Annotated in this window: 12 protein-coding genes; 8 read left to right on the forward strand and 4 right to left on the reverse strand. The window is 74.2% G+C overall.

The genetic code is table 11. From position 1 onward, the window contains the following. Positions 1-64 precede the first annotated feature (64 nt). Positions 65-3,151 (forward strand): chondroitinase family polysaccharide lyase, encoded by a 3,087-nt coding sequence (locus tag AB0J97_RS48445; protein ID WP_364103252.1) that lies wholly within the window; start codon positions 65-67, stop codon positions 3,149-3,151. Positions 3,152-3,347: 196 nt separating this feature from the next. Here AB0J97_RS48445 and AB0J97_RS48450 read toward each other — a convergent pair whose 3' ends face one another. After that, positions 3,348-3,974, reverse strand: coding sequence for a DUF4142 domain-containing protein (locus AB0J97_RS48450; RefSeq protein ID WP_364103255.1), 627 nt, complete (start codon positions 3,972-3,974; stop codon positions 3,348-3,350). Between the two features lie 59 nt (positions 3,975-4,033). Further along, complete coding sequence (locus AB0J97_RS48455) at positions 4,034-4,798, reverse strand: SDR family oxidoreductase (RefSeq protein ID WP_364103258.1); 765 nt, start codon at positions 4,796-4,798, stop codon at positions 4,034-4,036. A gap of 104 nt (positions 4,799-4,902) precedes the next feature. Between AB0J97_RS48455 and AB0J97_RS48460 the strand changes: the two genes are divergently transcribed. The 6 genes from AB0J97_RS48460 (at position 4,903) to AB0J97_RS48485 (ending at position 13,928) form a co-directional block, all read left to right on the forward strand. After that, positions 4,903-5,532 (forward strand): class I SAM-dependent methyltransferase, encoded by a 630-nt coding sequence (locus AB0J97_RS48460; protein WP_364103261.1) that lies wholly within the window; start codon positions 4,903-4,905, stop codon positions 5,530-5,532. Positions 5,533-5,614: 82 nt separating this feature from the next. Then, on the forward strand, positions 5,615-6,463 hold the full coding sequence (locus AB0J97_RS48465) for an aldo/keto reductase (RefSeq protein ID WP_364103264.1): 849 nt from the start codon (positions 5,615-5,617) through the stop codon (positions 6,461-6,463). A gap of 95 nt (positions 6,464-6,558) precedes the next feature. Further along, positions 6,559-7,509, forward strand: coding sequence for a TIGR01777 family oxidoreductase (locus AB0J97_RS48470; protein WP_364103267.1), 951 nt, complete (start codon positions 6,559-6,561; stop codon positions 7,507-7,509). A 67-nt stretch (positions 7,510-7,576) separates the two neighbouring features. Beyond that, the gene (locus AB0J97_RS48475; RefSeq protein ID WP_357706565.1) at positions 7,577-8,101 is read left to right on the forward strand and encodes a hypothetical protein; all 525 of its coding nucleotides are present in this window, start codon (positions 7,577-7,579) and stop codon (positions 8,099-8,101) included. 134 nt (positions 8,102-8,235) lie between these two features. Continuing rightward, positions 8,236-9,726 (forward strand): MFS transporter, encoded by a 1,491-nt coding sequence (locus AB0J97_RS48480; protein ID WP_364103271.1) that lies wholly within the window; start codon positions 8,236-8,238, stop codon positions 9,724-9,726. Positions 9,727-9,854: 128 nt separating this feature from the next. Further along, entirely contained in the window at positions 9,855-13,928 is a 4,074-nt protein-coding gene (locus tag AB0J97_RS48485) for a hypothetical protein (protein ID WP_364103274.1), read from the forward strand. 10 nt (positions 13,929-13,938) lie between these two features. Here AB0J97_RS48485 and AB0J97_RS48490 read toward each other — a convergent pair whose 3' ends face one another. Then, positions 13,939-15,168 carry an alpha/beta hydrolase gene (locus tag AB0J97_RS48490; protein WP_364103277.1) on the reverse strand — a complete coding sequence of 410 codons (1,230 nt, stop codon included), beginning with the start codon at positions 15,166-15,168 and terminating at the stop codon, positions 13,939-13,941. A 9-nt stretch (positions 15,169-15,177) separates the two neighbouring features. After that, entirely contained in the window at positions 15,178-15,468 is a 291-nt protein-coding gene (locus tag AB0J97_RS48495) for a hypothetical protein (protein ID WP_364103280.1), read from the reverse strand. A 113-nt stretch (positions 15,469-15,581) separates the two neighbouring features. Between AB0J97_RS48495 and AB0J97_RS48500 the strand changes: the two genes are divergently transcribed. Further along, positions 15,582-16,559 carry an acetylxylan esterase gene (locus AB0J97_RS48500; RefSeq protein ID WP_364103283.1) on the forward strand — a complete coding sequence of 326 codons (978 nt, stop codon included), beginning with the start codon at positions 15,582-15,584 and terminating at the stop codon, positions 16,557-16,559. Positions 16,560-16,595 lie beyond the last annotated feature (36 nt).

Here is a 16,595-nt window from a genome sequence, read left to right on the forward strand (position 1 = left end):
GACGCGAGTAACGGTTTGACGGAATGTCTTTACGTTCTGGCATCGGTCGCGTTGTATGGCGCGCATGGTGGAGATCACGCGCAGAGCGGTGTTCAAGGCAGGTGCGGCAAGCGCTTTCCTGACGGCCGGCGGCCCGGTGGCGGCCGCGTCGGCGGCGGACGGGCCGGTCGGCGAGGGGATGACCGGCGAGGCGCTGGAGCAGCGGGCCATGGCGATGGACCCACCGGTGTTCCTGCTGGAGAGCGCCGTCCCGCCGCACTTCGCCGCCGGGCCCGGCTCCACGTTGTCGATCAGCGACCGGGTCGCCGTGTGCGGGACGAGGTCGCTGCGGTGGGAGCACGCGAGCCGCGACGTGATCACCGTGCGCGCGCCGCTGCGGTGGGCGCCCGCCCCCTACCGGCTCGGCGACGACCAGGCGTGGCAGGGGCTGGTGGACGCGTTCTGCGTGTGGGTGCACAACGCCGAGCCGGTGGACGACGTGCTCAGGTTCGAGTTCGGCCGGGGTGAGCGCACCGACCTGTGGTTCGAGTTCCGGCTCGGGTTCAGCGGGTGGCGTACGGCGTGGGTGCGGTACGCCTACGACATGCACGGCAGGCCGCACCCCGACATGGACACCCTGCGGATCGTCGCGCCCCGCAGGGCCGGGACCCTGCACCTCGACCAGCTCATGCTCAACGTGCCGCTGCGCCCCGACGCCCCCTGCCGCGACCACCAGCTCCCGGACATCGCCCCCGAGGGCGACGAGTACGACAACCAGCACTGGCAGGCGCTCCACCGCTTCGACCGGCTCCTGGAGACCGTCAGGCCCGACACCTCGCCCCCGTCCGCCGGCGAGCTGGCCTCGCTGCGCGCCCTGCACACCCGCTACCACGACGAGTACCTGATCGCCCAGGTCAAGCCGGACCTGCCGGGGCTGACGGCCCAGGTGGCCGCCCTGGAGGGCCGTCCCACGCACGCCTACCAGTCGCAGATCTACCCGGCCGGGATCGCCGCCGAGCTCAAGGCGTTCGTGAACCCGGTCACGCTGCGCGCCTGCACCGACCTGATGAAGACGATCGCCCAGGCCCACCAGGCCGCCCCCGCCGACCGTCCCGCGCTGGCCGCGCTCTACCTGCGCCTGGTCGCCCACCTGCGGGAACAGGGCTGGACGAAGGGAAGCTGCCAGGGCACCATCCACCACCTCGGCTACGACGTCCGCGGCTTCTACGACTCCGTCTACCTCATGCGGGACGCCCTGCGCGCGGCGGGGGAGTTGCAGCGGGTACGAGCGGACCTGGAATGGCTGAGCGGACTCGGCCGGATCTTCCGCGGTTTCGGCTTCCGGATGGCCCGGGGCAGCATGATGGACCTGTACAACACCACGGTCCGCGGCATGCTGGCGGCCGTGCTGCTGCGCGACGACGAGGCCGGGCAGGTGGCGTACCTGCGGGCGCTGCGCGACTGGCTGAACGCCACCCTCCTGCCCACCGACGGCATCCAGGACGGCATCAAGGTGGACGGCACCGCCTTCCACCACGTCGGCTTCTTCCCCGACTACGTCCGCGACGGCTTCGCCGGGCTCGCGCCGCTGGTCTACGTGCTGCACGGCGGCTCGTTCGCGATCTCGGAGGAGGCGTACGGGTGGCTGCGCAAGGCGCTGCTCGCACAGCGCGTCTACGCCAACAAGAACCACTGGCCGATCTCGATCAGCGGCCGCAACCCCGGCGGCACGACCGCGCTGTCGATCGTCCCGTTCGAGTGGCTTGCCCCGATCGACGATGAGATCGCCGCCGCCTTCCTGCGCCTGCTGCCCGGCAGCCCGACCGAGCGGCAGAAGGAGCTCGCGGCCCGGCTCGCCGCGCGCGGCATCGTCGCGGAACCGGCTCCGACCGGCGCCTGGGCGCTCAACTACGCCGCGCTCGCCGTCCACCGCCGCGACGAATGGCAGATCACGGTACGCGGCCACAACCGCTACCTGTGGAGCACCGAGATCTACGTCGGCGCCAACTGGTACGGCCGCTACAACACCTACGGCCAGATCCAGGTCCTGCACCGCGGCAACCCCGTCACCAACCAGGACAGCGGCTACGCCCAGCCCGGCTGGGACTGGAACCGCCGCCCCGGCACCACAGTCATCCACAAACCGCTCGAACAGCTCAGGGGCGACCTGACCGGGGCGATCGAGGAGATGCTCCTCACCGACTCCCGTTTCGCCGGAGCCTGCACCATCGACGGACGCAACGCCCTGTTCGCCATGGACCTGCACGGACACCCCAAGTACGACGGCACCCACCGGGCCCGCAAGTCGGTGTTCCTGTTCGACGACCGCGTCGTGGCCCTGGGCACCGGCATCACCAATGACGACACCGCGGACGAGACCGAGACCACGCTCTTCCAGACCCGGCTCCCGACCAGGACCGCGCCCACCGTGGTGGACGGCACGCCGGTCACCGCCTTCCCCCACCAGGCGCTCGACGGCGGGCCGCGCTGGCTGCTGGACGACAAGGGCATCGGCTACTACCTGGCCGCCGGGCAGAAGGTGGCCCTGACCCGCTCGGCCCAGACCTCCCGCAACAACGCCACGGAAGAGCCCACCGGCGGAGACTTCGCCACGGCCTGGATCAGGCACGGCACCGCCCCTCGGAACGGGACGTACGAGTACGCGATGGTCGTGAACGCCACGGCCGAGCGGATGGCCGGTTTCACCGCCGCGATGGGGGACGCCGCGCGGGCCCCGTACCGGGTGCTGCGCGCCGACACGGCCGCCCACGTCGTCCGGGACCGCGAGACCGGCATCACCGGGTACGCCGTGTTCGAGCGCACCAGCCTGGAAGGTCTGGTACGCGAGGTCGACACGCCTTCGATGCTGCTCGTCCGGACGGAGGGCGAGACGCTGGTCCTCGCGGTATGCGATCCGGACCTGCGCCTCTACGGCGGGATCGACCACGACCAGTACGAGAAGGGCCGCTACGTCGGGCACTACAGCCCGTGGTCGCGGCCCTGGCTGGCGAGCCCCAGCCACCCGCACCGGATGCGGGTGACCCTGGACGGGCGATGGCGGGTCGATGCCGGCCTGCCGTGCCGGGCCAGGATCACCGGGCCGCGCACGGTCCTGGAGTTCGAGACCGTGCACGGGCAGCCGGTGCAGGTGCGGCTGGAACCCGCGACCTGACCCGGACGGAGGCGGGGGGCCGCCCCCGCCCGGGCGCTCACCACCCGTGGCCGGGACGCCACACGTCCCGACCACGGGCCGCTTCACGCCGCCCAACGGACGCGATGAGTCACGCCGCTCGACGGACCTGACGTCGCACGCCGGTCAACGGACGTGACGTCGCGCGCCGGTCAACGGACGTGACGTCGCGCGCCGGTCAGCGGGTGTGGTGGTCGAGTTCCGTACGGACCTCGTCCAGGTGGTGCCGGACCACGGGGGCGCCGTCGCGCGCCAGGTCCCGCACCCAGCCGGAGTGACCGTGCCGCAGCTCGCGCCTGATCAGCGTGAGCGTCTGCTCGTGCGCCTCGGTCTGGAGACGCAGCCACGCCCGGTCGAACCGGTGACCGGAACGGCGGGCGAGCACCGCGTCCAGGCTGTCGCGCTGGGCGGCGCTCGGCGCGTCCGGCAGGCCGACGCGCAGCCGCCGGGCGACCTCGCGCAGCCGGGCGTCGAGCTTGCGGTGGTCACGGATCAGCCGCCAGGCGATCTCGCGCACGTCCCTGTCGTGCGACCTGCGGAGCGCGGCCTGGCCGGCCGCGATCTCGGCGAGATTGCCGCGGTGCGCCTGCCGCAGGTACGCCCGGTCCTGGGCCGAGGCGTGGAACGCCTGGACGGACAGGGCGGTCGCGGCGCCTGGCGCGGCCACCGGCCGGACGGCGCCGGCGGCCTGGGCCGCCGTGGGCCCGGTCGCGGCCTGGGCCGCAGTGGGGGCAGTGGCGGACACGGTCAACGCCAGCACGGCCGCGACTCCCGCGGGTGCTAAGTGGCTCCGTGCTGTTCTCATGAGTCCCTCCCTTCAATGGGACCCGTGCCTGCTGCCCCCTTCGGTCGGGAGTATTCACCTCAATTCGGAGGATCGAAACGGCCGTCCACGGCGGTCCAGCCGCCGTCCACGTACAACACCGAGCCCGTCACGAAGCTCGCCGCGTCGCTCGCCAGGTAGACCACCGCGCCCGCCATCTCGGGCGCGGTGGCCCACCGGCCGAGGGCGCTCTTGGCGGCGTACGCGGCGTACCAGTCGGGGTTGTCCTTGATCTGCCTGGTCAGCGGGGTCTCCACGACGCCGGGCGCGATGGCGTTGACGCGCACGCCGTGGGGGCCGAACTCGGCCGCCGCCGTCCGCAGCAACTGCACCAGCCCCGCCTTCGTGGCCGAGTAGACGCCCTGCCCCGGCTCGGTCACCGACGCCCGGATCGAGGCGAACCCGATGATCGACCCGCGCCCCCGCTCCACCATCCCGGCGCCGAACGCCCGCACCACGTCGAACGAGGCCCGCAGGTTCAGCCCCACCACCCGGTCGAACTCCTCGCCGGTGTAGTCGAGCAGCCGCTTGCGCACGTTCGTCGCCGCGGTGAACACCAGCACGTCGGCCGGCTCCTCGGCGGCGGCCGCCCGTACGGCGTCGGCGTCCAGCACGTCGAGCAGGCGCGCCCGGCCGTCGCACCGGGCGGCGGTCTCCTGGGCGGCGGCCAGGTCCCGGTCCGCGCACACCACGGAGGCCCCATGCGCGGCCAGGGCGGACGCCGCCTCCCTGCCGATCCCGCTCCCGGCCCCGATCACCACGGCCCGCCGCCCGTCGAGGCGGAACAGCGCGTCATATCCCGTCATGCTGGAGAACACTAGCGACTGGTCAGACCAGTACACCAGGTTCCGCCGATCCCGTCCGCCCGCACGTCGCGGAACTGTCGGTGCCGCCTGTCAGGATGCGGGCCATGACGACCATCGCCGGTTTCTGGGACGCCGCCGCCGACTCCTTCGACGACGAAGCCGACCACGGGCTCCGCGACCCCGCGACCAGGGCCGCCTGGGCGGCGCGGCTGGCCGAGTGGGTGCCCGCAGGGCCGCTCGACGTGCTCGACCTCGGCTGCGGCACGGGCTCGTTGTCGCTGCTCCTGGCCGCCCAGGGCCACCGCCTGACCGCCGTCGACCTCGCCCCGCGCATGGTCGGGCGAGCCCGCGCCAAGCTGGCCGCCACCGACGCCGTGGTGCTGACCGGCGACGCGGCCGACCCGCCCGTCGGCGACAGCCGCTTCGATGTCGTGCTGGTCCGTCACCTGCTGTGGACCATCCCCGACCCGGAGGCGGCGCTGACCCGCTGGGTGTCGCTGCTGCGCCCCGGCGGCCGGCTGGTGCTGGTGGAGGGCCGCTGGCAGAGCTCCGGCGAGCAGTCCGGCTACGTGCCGGGCGAGCGCCTGCCCTGGATGGGCGGCGTCACCGCCGTCAACCTGACCGCCGCCCTCCGCCCCCTGGTCGGCGACCTGAAGGTGCATCCCCTTCCCGACCCGGCCCTGTGGGGCAAGGAGATCACCGACGAACGCTACGCGGTGGTGGCGATGCTCTGAGCGGGTGTCGGAGGGGTGCGCGGAACACAGCGGTGGCGGCGGCCGTACGATGGGCCCCTTCGTCAGGAGAGGGGCGGGCACAGTGGCGGGCACAGTGGTGGGCACGACGTTCGAGATCGCCGGTGAGCTGCGGGTACGCCGCCTCGGCTACGGCACCGCCCAGCTCACCGGCCCCGGCTACTGGGGCCCGCGTCTGCCGTCCGCTGAGGCGGTCGCGCTGCTGCGCCGGGCCGTCGAGCGCGGCGTCACGCTCCTGGACACCGCCGACAACTACGGCCCCGGCGTCGCCGAGGAGCTGATCGCGCGGGCCCTTCATCCGTACCCCGGCGAGCTGGTGCTGGCCACCAAGGGCGGCGTGGTCCGTACGGGGCCGGACACGTGGCATCCCGCCGGACGTCCCGAGGACCTGCGCGCCATGTGTGAGGCGAGCCTGCGCCGCCTGCGCACCGAGACGATCGACCTCTACCAGCTCCACCGCATCGACCCCGCGGTGCCGCTCGCCGATCAGCTCGGCACGCTCGCCGAGCTGCGCGAAGAGGGCAAGATCCGGCACATCGGGCTCGACACCGTCACCCTCGACCAGCTCGACGAGGCGCTGACGATCCTGCGGCCGGCGTCCGTGCAGAACCGCTTCAACGTGCTGGACCGGGAGTCGGAGCCGGTGCTGGCGCGGTGCGAGGAGCTGGGCATCGCGTTCCTGCCCTGGTTCCCCCTCGGCAACGGCTCCCTCGCCACCGGGGCGGGCACGGCGATCGAACGGGTGGCCGCCCGGCACGGCACGACGTCCGGGCAGGTGGCGCTGGCCTGGCTGCTGCACCGCTCCCCGGTCGTCCTGCCCACGCCGGGCACCGGCTCGCCCGCCCACCTGGAGGAGAACCTGGACGCCGCCGACCTCGCCCTGACCGACGAGGACATGCACGCCCTGAAGTGATCCACCCGAGGCCGGGCACACGCCGGCCGAGCGCGTCCCAGCCGCGCGGGACCCCTCGCTGAACGCGTTCAAAAGCCCGGAGTAGTGTCGACCGGGTGAAGACGGTGATTCCCGGAGGCACCGGGCAGGTCGGCGAGATCCTCCGCCGGGCGCTGACCGCGGCCGGACACGACGTCGTGATCCTGACCCGGCGGCCGACCCGTCCGGGCGAGGTCGCCTGGGACGGCGAGACCCCGGGCGCGTGGACGCGGGAGATCGACGGCAGCGACCTCGTGATCAACCTGGCCGGGCGGAGCGTGAACTGCCGCTACACCCCGGCCAACCTGCGGGCCATGATGGATTCGCGGGTGCGCTCCACCCGGGCCGTCGGCCGGGCGATCGCCGCCGCCGGGCGCCCGCCCCGGGTCTGGCTGCAGATGAGCACCGCCACCGTCTACGCCCACCGCTTCGACGCGCCCAACGACGAGGCGACCGGCCTGATCGGCGGCGACGAGCCCGGCGTGCCGGGCTACTGGGGTTACAGCGTCGAGATCGCCAAGGCGTGGGAGCGGGAGCAGGAACGGGCCGAGACCCCGTACACGCGCAAGGTCGGCCTGCGCACCGCCATGGTGATGAGCCCCGATCGTGGCGGCGTCCTCGACGTGCTGCTGCGCCTGACCCGGCTCGGCCTCGGCGGGCCGGTCGCGGGCGGCGCCCAGTACGTGTCCTGGATCCACGACCGCGATCTCGTCCGCGCGGTCGAGTTCCTGGCCGGGCGGGACGACCTGAGCGGACCGGTCAACCTGGCCGCCCCTGGGCCGCTGCCGCAGGCCGCGTTCATGCGGGCGTTGCGGTCCGCCTGGGGCGTGCCGGTGGGCCTGCCCGCGACGCGGTGGATGGCCGAGTTGGGCGCGTACGCGCTGCGGTCCGACACCGAGCTGCTGTTCAAGAGCCGCCGGGTCGTCCCGGGCCGGCTCCTGGAGGCGGGTTTCGCCTTCGAACACCCCGAGTGGCCGGAGGCCGCCGAGGAGCTCGTCCGGAGAGTGCGCCTCAGCCGGAGGGGCTGACCCGCGACGGCGACCGGGCAGGTCGGGGGGAGACGCGGGCGGCCGTAAGGCGCCTTACGATATTCTCATGATCAGTTACAGCGAGCTGGAGGAAAGACTGGGCGTCCCGATCGGGGTCGAGGAGGCGCGGTCCCGATGGGGGGCGCTGGTGAGCGCGGCGGGCGAGGGGCAGGTCACGCTGATCACCCGGGAGCGCTGGGAGTGGGCCGCCCTGGTGCCGCTGTCCAAGGTTTCGGGGGTGCTGGCCGGGTTGCCGGTGGTGTCGTTGTCCACGGGCAAGGCCAAGCTCGGCGACCTCGTCCGGCAGGTCGCCGAGCCGTACGACGACAGTCCCGTGCTGCTGGCCCGGCACCGGACGCCGGTCGCCGCGCTGATCGCGGCCACCCGCCTGCTCGGTCCCCGGGTGGGCGAGCAGGTCGCGCCGCCGGGGGCGGGCGGCGCCGACGCGCTGCTGCGCGACGGCTGCACGGTCACCCTGAGCCGCCATCCGACCGGGTCCGGCGTGATCGCCGTGGCCCGTGACCGCGACGGCGGCGAAGTGGCCGTCGGCACCGGCGACACCCTGGAGCAGGCCCTGCGCGCCCTGAACTGAGCGCCCCAGGCCGCGCCTGACCGGGGGCACCGGTATGCCTGCGCGCGGACGGGATCTTGACAATCGACGGGCCGCCCTCTTTCCTAGAGGAAGATTCTAGAAAGAGTGGCGCATGAATCTTCAGGCGGTCCGGTGTGACTGAGTGCCCGTCCAAGGCCGTCGTGTCGGAGCCGGTCGTGGGGGCGGCGGCGGAGGACGAGGCCGCCCGGCTGCGGTACGCCTGGCGAGCCGTCTCGGTCACCAGCCTCGGCATGTTCCTGACCGGGCTCAACTCCAGCTCGCTCAACGTCGCCCTGCCCGCCGTCGTCGCGCACTTCCACGCCGACGCCTTCCTGGCGAGCTGGGTGCTGCTGGCCTACATGCTGGTCAGCTCGGTCGGGCTGGTGGTGTTCGGACGGGTGGCCGATCTGTTCGGCAGGCGCGGCACGTACCTGCTGGGGTTCATGGTGTTCACCGCGGCGAGCCTGGCGGCCGGGTTCTCGCCCTCGATCGAGCTGCTGCTGGCCGCCCGCGTCGCCCAGGCGTGCGGCTCGGCCATGATCCTCGCCAACAGCTCGGCCATCCTGGCCGGCGCCTTCCCGCCTGCCCGGCTGGGCCGCGGCATGGCCGTCTACATGGCCATCATCTCCGTGGCGGGGCTGGTCGGGCCGTCGTTCGGCGGGTTCCTGGCGGGTGCGGCGGGCTGGCGGTGGGTCTTCTGGTTCAACGTGCCCGTCGGCGTCGCGGCCATCGTCTGGGGCGCCGTCACCCTCCGGCCGGTGCCGAGGGGGCCGCGCGAGCGGCTGGGCCTGCCGGGGATCGTCCTGCTGTTCACCTGGCTGAGCGGGCTGCTGCTGGCCCTGTCGCAGGGCAGCTCGCTGGGCTGGCTGAGCCCGTGGGTGGTGGCGGGCGGGGTGGCGTTCGCGGCGGCGGCGCCGGTGTTCGCGCTGGTCGAGTGGCGCAGCCGGACGCCGCTGCTCGACCTGCGGCTGTTCGGCGACCGCGGCTTCGCGCTGGCCAACCTGGCGGCCGTGCTCAACTCGCTCGGGCAGTTCTCGATCGTGCTGGTGATCTCGCTGTTCCTGCAGTCCACCCGGCAGTTCGAGCCCGCCCAGGCGGGGCTCGCCGTGCTGCCCGTCTCGGCCGCCTCGGCCCTGACCTCGCTGGTCGCCGGGGCGCTGACCGGACGCTTCCACCCGCGTACGGTGGCCGTGGCCGGATCGGCGCTGAGCGCGGCGGGCATGGCGGTCATGCTGGCCGCGCTGGACCCGTCCGTGCCGTACGCCTGGCTCGGGACGGCGCTCGGGCTGGTGGGCGCGGGCAGCGGGCTGTTCATCACGGCCAACACCACCGCGATCATGATGGACGCGCCGCAGAACCGGCTCGGCGTGGTCAACGGCGTCCGGCTCATGCTGGTCAACGTCTCGACAGTGATCAGCACCGCCATGTCGCTGGCCATCGTCGCCGCGTCCGTGCCGGCCGCCGAGCGGCACCTGGTCTACGCCGCCGACCCGTCCCGGCTGTCCGGCGTGGCCGACGTGCTGCAGGACGGTTACCGGCTGGCGGTGACCGTCCTGCTGGTGCTCGCCGTGGCGGCCACGGTGGTCACGGCGGTGAGCCGGACGGGGGTCCGCCGGGCGGCGTAGCGGCCCGGCGAGGGGGCAGAAACTGGAGTTCCATGTCGGGGCGAGTTTGACGATTAGTGAGGAAATATGGTCATCTCGTGACCATTGTTTCTGATGGGATGAGTTAGACCGGTCCGGGGGAACGCTTCATGCCGCACGCCCTCCTGCGCGTGCTCGCTTCGACGTCCATCGCAGCCACCGCGCTGGCGGGTGGGCCGCTCGCCGTCTCCAGCCATGCCGCGACGACGGCCGCCGTTCGGGCTTCAGCGCCTGGTCAGGTGGTGGTGCCCGCGGTGAAGGAGCCGCCGCCGGCCGTGGTGACCGTTCGTTCCGGGCCGTCGCCCGCCGTCCGGCCGATGGGAGAGGGGCCGGTGGGGCCGGAACGACCGGAGATCACCACGCCCGCCGGAACGTCCCTCGCCGACGGGATCGCCGCGCTGGCCGCGCGGCGGCAGGAACGGCAGGGGCTCGGGCGGCAGGCCCCCGACCCCGCCGCCCTGCTCCCCGACACGACCGGTGCCGCGCCGCTGACCCTCCTGCGCCCGCCTTCCGCCGTGACCAGGGCTCTGGACGCCCTGCGCCTGAACACCCCCCTGGCCCAGGGCGGGCGGATGGTGAAGGGGCAGGCGCTGACGTACCGGTTGTGTGTGATGGGGGTGGCGCGGACGGTGGCGTGCTCGGCGCGCAGGCCCGTCGCCGTACCGGTCGCCGCGGACGTCACCGGCGACGGCCTCCCCGACCTGGCGGCCGACCTGGTGCCCGCCGCGAACCCCGGAAAGGGGGACGTCGGGCTCGGGTTCGCCGTCAGGAGCCTGTCCGGGCAGAAGGTGAAGGCGCTGGTCTGGGCCGAGTACGACGACAGGGTGACCGTCGGGTTCGACGGCCTGCGCGCCGGCGCGTCGCTCTCGGTGCTCGACCGCGGGACGTTCACCGTCGACCAGGAAGGCGGGACGGTCAGGGCGAGCGTCACCAGGAAGGACCCGGGAGCGTCCGCCGTCACCCTGGCGGGGCTGACCGGGCGCACCACCGTGAGCCTGCGCCAGACCCCCGCCACCGAACGACTCACCGTCGAGGCCGCACTCGGCTCACCCGCGTCGGAGGCCACCTCCAAGCCCGGGGCCGTCGAGCTGGACGTCACCGCCTCCCGGCCCGCCAGGCTCGACGCGATCGCCGTCTCCCGGACCCGCTACACGCAGGCCGTACTGGACCGCATGCCCACCCGCGCCCGGGTGCGCCTGTCCGGCGGACGGATCCGCTTCACCGCCCCCGCCCCGATCGCCCGCGCCGAGCTGCACAGCCACCTCTACCGCGACGGCCGCCTGGCCACCGTGGTGAGCGCCGGGCTGCGCGAGGTGCCCCGCTCCTTCACCGCCGCCTACGCCTCGACCGGCGGCGGGCAGACGCTGACCGTCGAGTCGTCCCGGCCCGCGCGGACGGGCTCGGCCGAGGTGCTCTACTACGACCGGGCCGCGTCCAGGACCGTGTTGCGGGCCGAGCTGAGCGGGCTGCCCGCCCGGGTCCGCATGGAGAACGACCCGGCCGCGCGGCGCGTCACCCAGACGGCCAGCTCGCCGATCGGCCGCTTCGCCGCGATCCTGCAACGTGGCGGCGGCGCGGTCTCCAGCCCCTCCGGCGGCCACGTCACCATGATCAAGAACGGCGACGCGGTCGGGATCTCGGCGCTGTTGTCCGGGTTGTCGGCGTTCGACGTCACGTACGGCGCGGCGCCGCACGCGCACCTGAAGGCCAGGGCGAGCCGCCGGTCCTTCGTGGGCGCGGCCGGCGTCGACGGGACGCGCCTGGCACGACTGGAGATCTCCAACACGCCCGCCGAGGTCGACCTCTCCCTCGACCCCGCCGCCGGACGGGCCGTCTACCGGGCCAGCGGCGTGATCGACCGGGCCAGGGCCGCCTATGCCGACGTACGGAACGGGCCGACGATCGACGGCACGGTCCGCGGCGTGCGCGAGGACGTACGGACCGCGTGGACGCTGGGCGCGCGCTCGTCGGTCGAGGTCACCACGTCCGGCCGCCTCCGCGACCTCAGCCTGTACGCGGCCAGGTCGTACGTCACCACCCTCGGGAACGCCGGACGCGCCGCGGGCGGGGACGACGTGCGGGTGGCGGTGCAAGGGGTGCGGAAACGGGCCGAGCTGGTCGCCGACACCACGACCGGCACCCTCGCCTGGACCGCGAGCGCCCCCGTGGCGAAAGTGTCGGCGCTGGCCAGGATCAGGACGGGCGGCCGGGTGCTGCGGGCCGCCGCCGACGTGACCGGCGTGCCGGCCCGCTTCGAGGCCGCCTGGAAGGACGGCGGCTACCGCTTCCACGGGCTGTCCGGCCCGGTGGGATCGGCGGCCCTGGCCGTCGCCAACCACGACGGCGCCACGTCCCCCGACGGCCCGCACCTGGCCGCTCACTACGACCGCGCCACCGGCGACCTGGACGCGAGCGTGCTGGTCAAGGGCCTGCGGAGAGTCGAGATCGGCCCGTCCGGGCAGGGCTTCCGTGCCGGGTTCCGCGCCGCGCGGCAGCGGCTCGCCGTGGACGCTGACATCGTCCTGGGCGAGACGCGCTTCGGCGTCCTCGGCAGGGTGGGACCGGTGCCGGGCGACCTGACCGTCGCCGCCACGCCCGAGGGCAGGCTCAGCTACTCCGGCTCCCGGCTCGGCGTGACCGCCCGCGCCTGGCTCGGCAGGACCGCCGCGCTGGCCCGCATGCGGCCCGCCCCCGCCGTGCGGGACGGCCTCTCGCTGGTGGACGGCGGCTGCCCGGCCGGAACCGAGGGCTGCGCACAGGGCCCGTTCTGCACGGCGGGGCGCGGCTGCTACGGCCTCCAGGGCTACCTCGACGTCACCGGCCTGCCCAGCCAGGTGACGATCGACCCGGCGGGCGGCACGGTCGCCTTCGCCGGGTTCGCGCCCAGGCGCCGCACCCTCGCCCTCTACCTGGCCAGCAGCGTGCTCGCGCCGGTCCCGGTCAAGGCACGGGCCACGCTGACCCGGCTGCCGTCGAGGATCACCCGGTTGTCGCTGGGGCCGTTCGACGCCGGGCACGTCGCCTACCGCGTCGAGCCGTCCGCCACCCTGGGCGCGCTCGACGTACGGGCCGAGGCGGGCGGGCTGCGCGGCCACGTCGCCCTCGACCCGGTTCCCGCCGCCGTGGACGTGCGGGCCGCGTACGGGGCCAGGACCCGGGTGCGCGTACGGAACTCCGCGCCGGTCGAGCGCCTGACCGCGGAGGTCACCCTGCCCGGCCGGGGCACCGGCGCGCTGCGGCTGACCGACGTGCCGGCGGTGCTCGGCCTGGACGCCGACGCCTCGTCCGCCGGGCTGAGCGTCCCGGTGATCACCTACCGGGGCGGCGCGAGCACCCTGGACGGCCACCTGGGCGTGGACGGCGGCCTGGTCGACCCCTCCGGGCGGCTCGGCGCCGTCTCGCTCACGGTCGAGGACCTGGCCGCCGACACCACGATCAGGCTCAACCCCGACCAGTCGCTCGACCTGGCCTCCAAACCCGGGCCCACGGGCCGGATCGCGGTGGCCGCCGGGCTGCGCGCGGGCCCGGTCGCCCGGCAGCGGATCGCCGTGTCCAAGGAGGTCCCGTACACCACGGGTTTCCTCACCTACGAGGTCGGCGGGGACTTCGCGCTGGGCGCGAGCGCGGTTCGGGAGGTGTCGATGACGGTCCGGCGGATGTCCTGGCTGCGGGTCCGGCCGGGACGCATCCCGTTCGGGCTCAAGGCTCCGGCGGCGGCCGGGTTCCTCGCGCCCGGCTTCGAAGGCGCCTACGACCGCCTCGACCTGGCCGCCAAGGGCGTGGACCTGCGGCCCGACGTCTCCCTCCGGGTCAGGCTGAGCAGGAAGATCGGCGAGGATGTCTTCACCGGCTCGCTCCGGCTCACCCGGGCCACCTCGCTCGCCCTGCGCCGCTACGACCAGCGCATGCGCCGCATCGGCGCCCGCCAGGAGATCGCCGCCGCCGGGATCGGGCTGGCCTGCCTCACGGTGGACGCCAAACCCGGCTTCGCCGCCGCCGGCAGGGGCGGTTCGGTCACCCTGCGCGGCGCCGACGGCCCGCAGATGGTGTCCTTCCTCGACCCCGGCGGGCAGACCCCGGACTACGCGGTGGACCTGCTGACCCACTTCATGTCGCCGTTCCCGGGGCCGGACTGGAAGGTGGCGGCGGCGACGGCGGGCTCCTGCGCCCGCGCCCGCCGGTGAGCCGGCCGCATCACCAAGGGCCGAGGTATCCGGGCGGCGGCGCGGCCGCCTCGTACGGGGGCACCGCCCGGTCCGCCAGGAACGCCCGCACCGTCCCCAGGTAGGCCGCCCGCCCTTCGGCGTAGGCGAACCCGGAACCGGGGATCGCCCGGCGGACGTCGGTGGCCGCCGACCAGCTCTCCCCGTCGCACGGCCCCTTGACCACCAGGACGGGCGCCGTCACCCGGGCCAGCCCGTCCCGCAGCCCCGGCGGCGACGGCCGCTCCACCAGGCTCGCATATCTCCCCGAACCGTCCGCTGCGGCCGGGGTACTCGTGGTCTTCGGGCTCGCGGGGAGCGGCGGTGGTGGTGGGCAGGGGGCCGCGGTGTCGTCGCCGGACCCCGCGGTCGCGGCCGTGCGGGCGTCGAGTTCGGCGTCGCCGGCGAACGCGTGCGCCGCCGCCGGTTCGACCCGCAGCAGCGTGTACACCGCCAGCAGCCGGGGGCCGGGCGGTCCGTCGTCCAGCAGCGACGCGGAACGGACCTGGTCGAGCCCGGCGGGGGAGGCGAGCACCGCCCTGGCGACCCCGTCCGGATGGACGGACAGGTAGGCCGCCGCCAGCCGGGCACCGCCGCCGCGCGCGACCAGGTTCAGCCGGCGGGCGCCGATCGCCTGCCGCACCTGCTCCAGGTCCGCCACGTCCCGTCCCAGCCCGTACGCGGCCGGGTCCGGCAACCGCGCCGACCGTCCCGTGCCCACCTGGTCGTAGACGTAGACCTCGTACCCGTCGGTGGCCAGGCGCCGGTAGAACGCAGGATCGGTGGCCACGTCCGCCACGCCGGCCCCGCTGGACAGGAACACCACCGGCTCGGGCCGGGTGACCCGCTTCGGCGCGACCCGCACGTACGCCAGCCGCGACCCCGTCGCCAGCCGCCACTCGCGCTGCCCGGCCACCGGCGGCCCGGCCGCGACCGGCACCGGCGGCGGCGTCAGCGTCGCGCCCGCGACCTGCCAGACCACCGCCGCCTCCACGGCCAGGATCAGCGCCGCCCGTAACCACCGTCCCCACGCCGGGCCCGGCCGGGGCACGCACAGCAGCAGCCCGAGGAAGAACAGCGAGGCGAACACGGCGAGGCCGGTCCCCGTGAACACCCCGGGCCGCGCGCCGACCATCGCCGTCCCGGCCAGCGCGGCGAGCCCGGCCACGGGCGACAGCGCGAGCACCGCGGCGCCCGCCACGATCCCGGTGAAAGACCTCACAGGGGGACGCTAGCCCCCGACCGGGGAGGGGAGCGAGCGCCCGAGGCGGATGCGCAGGCGGTCGCCGGTGCGCAGGGTCTCGCGCACGGTCCACACCCGCTCGTCGATGACGGTGCCGTTCGTGGTCATGTAGCCGCCGACCCGCAGCACCGGACGGCCCGAGGCGTCGCCGAGGAGCTGGGCCCGCGACTCGGAGTCGTCGGCGAACAGCACGAGGAAGTCCTCGGCGTGCGCGGGGGCCTCCAGCACCAGGCCGGGATAGAGATGGGAGGAGGGAACCTCGATCACGTATTCGCTCACGCGCTCGCCACTACCCCGCTCGCGCGCTTTCAGCTTCCGGCCCGCGGAGGATAGCGCTTACCTGCACCGATGAGGTGAAATATCAGGGTTCCCTACAGGCTGGAGTTCCCCTCATGTCCTTGTTCGACCTGCCGATCGAGCAGCTGCGCGGCTACCTCCCCGACCGCGACGAGCCCGCCGACTTCGACGACTTCTGGTCCCGTACGCTGGCCGAGGCAGGCAGGTTCGACCCGGCCGCCGAGTTCGTGCCCTACGACCTGCCGCTGAGCGGCGTCGACGTCTACGACGTGTCGTTCGCCGGTTGGGGCGGCCACCGCATCGGCGGCTGGTTCATCCTGCCGCGCGGCGTTCAGGAGCCGGTGCCGTGCGTGATGCACTACATCGGCTACAGCGGCGGGCGCGGCTTCCCGAAGGACCACCTGCTGTGGCCCACGGCCGGATACGCGGTGTTCGTGATGGAGACCCGGGGGCACGGCGGCGCGAGCCCGGGCAGCCCCGGCGTGACCGGCGACCCGCACGGCAGCGCCAACGTGCAGGCGCCCGGCATGATGACGCGCGGCATCCTCGACCCCGAGGACTACTACTACCGCCGCGTGTTCACCGACGCGGCCAGGGCGGTCGACGTGGCCGCGGCCCACCCGGCGGTGGACGAGAGCCGCATCGTGGTCTCGGGCGGCAGCCAGGGCGGCGCGATCGCGCAGGCCACGGCCGCGCTGCGCCCGTCGGTGCGGGCGGCGCTGGTGGACGTGCCGTTCCTGACGCACTTCCGGCGGGCGGTCGAGATCACCGACGAGTATCCGTACCAGGAGCTGGTGCGCTTCCTCGCCTCCCGCAGGGACGGCGCCGACCAGCTGTTCCGCACGCTGTCGTACTTCGACGGCCTCAACTTCGCCGCGCGCGGCCGGGTGCCCGCGCTGTACTCGGTCGCGCTCATGGACGCCGTCTGCCCGCCCTCCACGGTCTTCGCCGCCTACAACCACTGGCAGGGACCGAAGGAGATCAACGTCTGGCCCTGGAACGGGCACGAGGGCGGGTCCGGCTACCAGACCGAGGAGCAGGTCCGCTACCTGCACAAGCTCCTGGCCGGCTGACCCGGTGGGTGGCCGCCGTACCGGCGTGATCGCCGG

Source organism: Nonomuraea sp. NPDC049607 (genome assembly GCF_040675375.1).
In the GTDB taxonomy this organism is placed as follows: Bacteria; Actinomycetota; Actinomycetes; order Streptosporangiales; family Streptosporangiaceae; genus Nonomuraea.

Bases quoted from the DNA above. Each gene is read 5' to 3' on its own strand.
- AB0J97_RS48445 (WP_364103252.1), top strand. From the start codon at position 65: ATGGTGGAGATCACGCGCAGAGCGGTGTTCAAGGCAGGTGCGGCAAGC.
- AB0J97_RS48450 (WP_364103255.1), bottom strand. From the start codon at position 3,974: ATGAGAACAGCACGGAGCCACTTAGCACCCGCGGGAGTCGCGGCCGTG.
- AB0J97_RS48455 (WP_364103258.1), bottom strand. From the start codon at position 4,798: ATGACGGGATATGACGCGCTGTTCCGCCTCGACGGGCGGCGGGCCGTG.
- AB0J97_RS48460 (WP_364103261.1), top strand. From the start codon at position 4,903: ATGACGACCATCGCCGGTTTCTGGGACGCCGCCGCCGACTCCTTCGAC.
- AB0J97_RS48475 (WP_357706565.1), top strand. From the start codon at position 7,577: ATGATCAGTTACAGCGAGCTGGAGGAAAGACTGGGCGTCCCGATCGGG.
- AB0J97_RS48485 (WP_364103274.1), top strand. From the start codon at position 9,855: ATGCCGCACGCCCTCCTGCGCGTGCTCGCTTCGACGTCCATCGCAGCC.
- AB0J97_RS48500 (WP_364103283.1), top strand. From the start codon at position 15,582: ATGTCCTTGTTCGACCTGCCGATCGAGCAGCTGCGCGGCTACCTCCCC.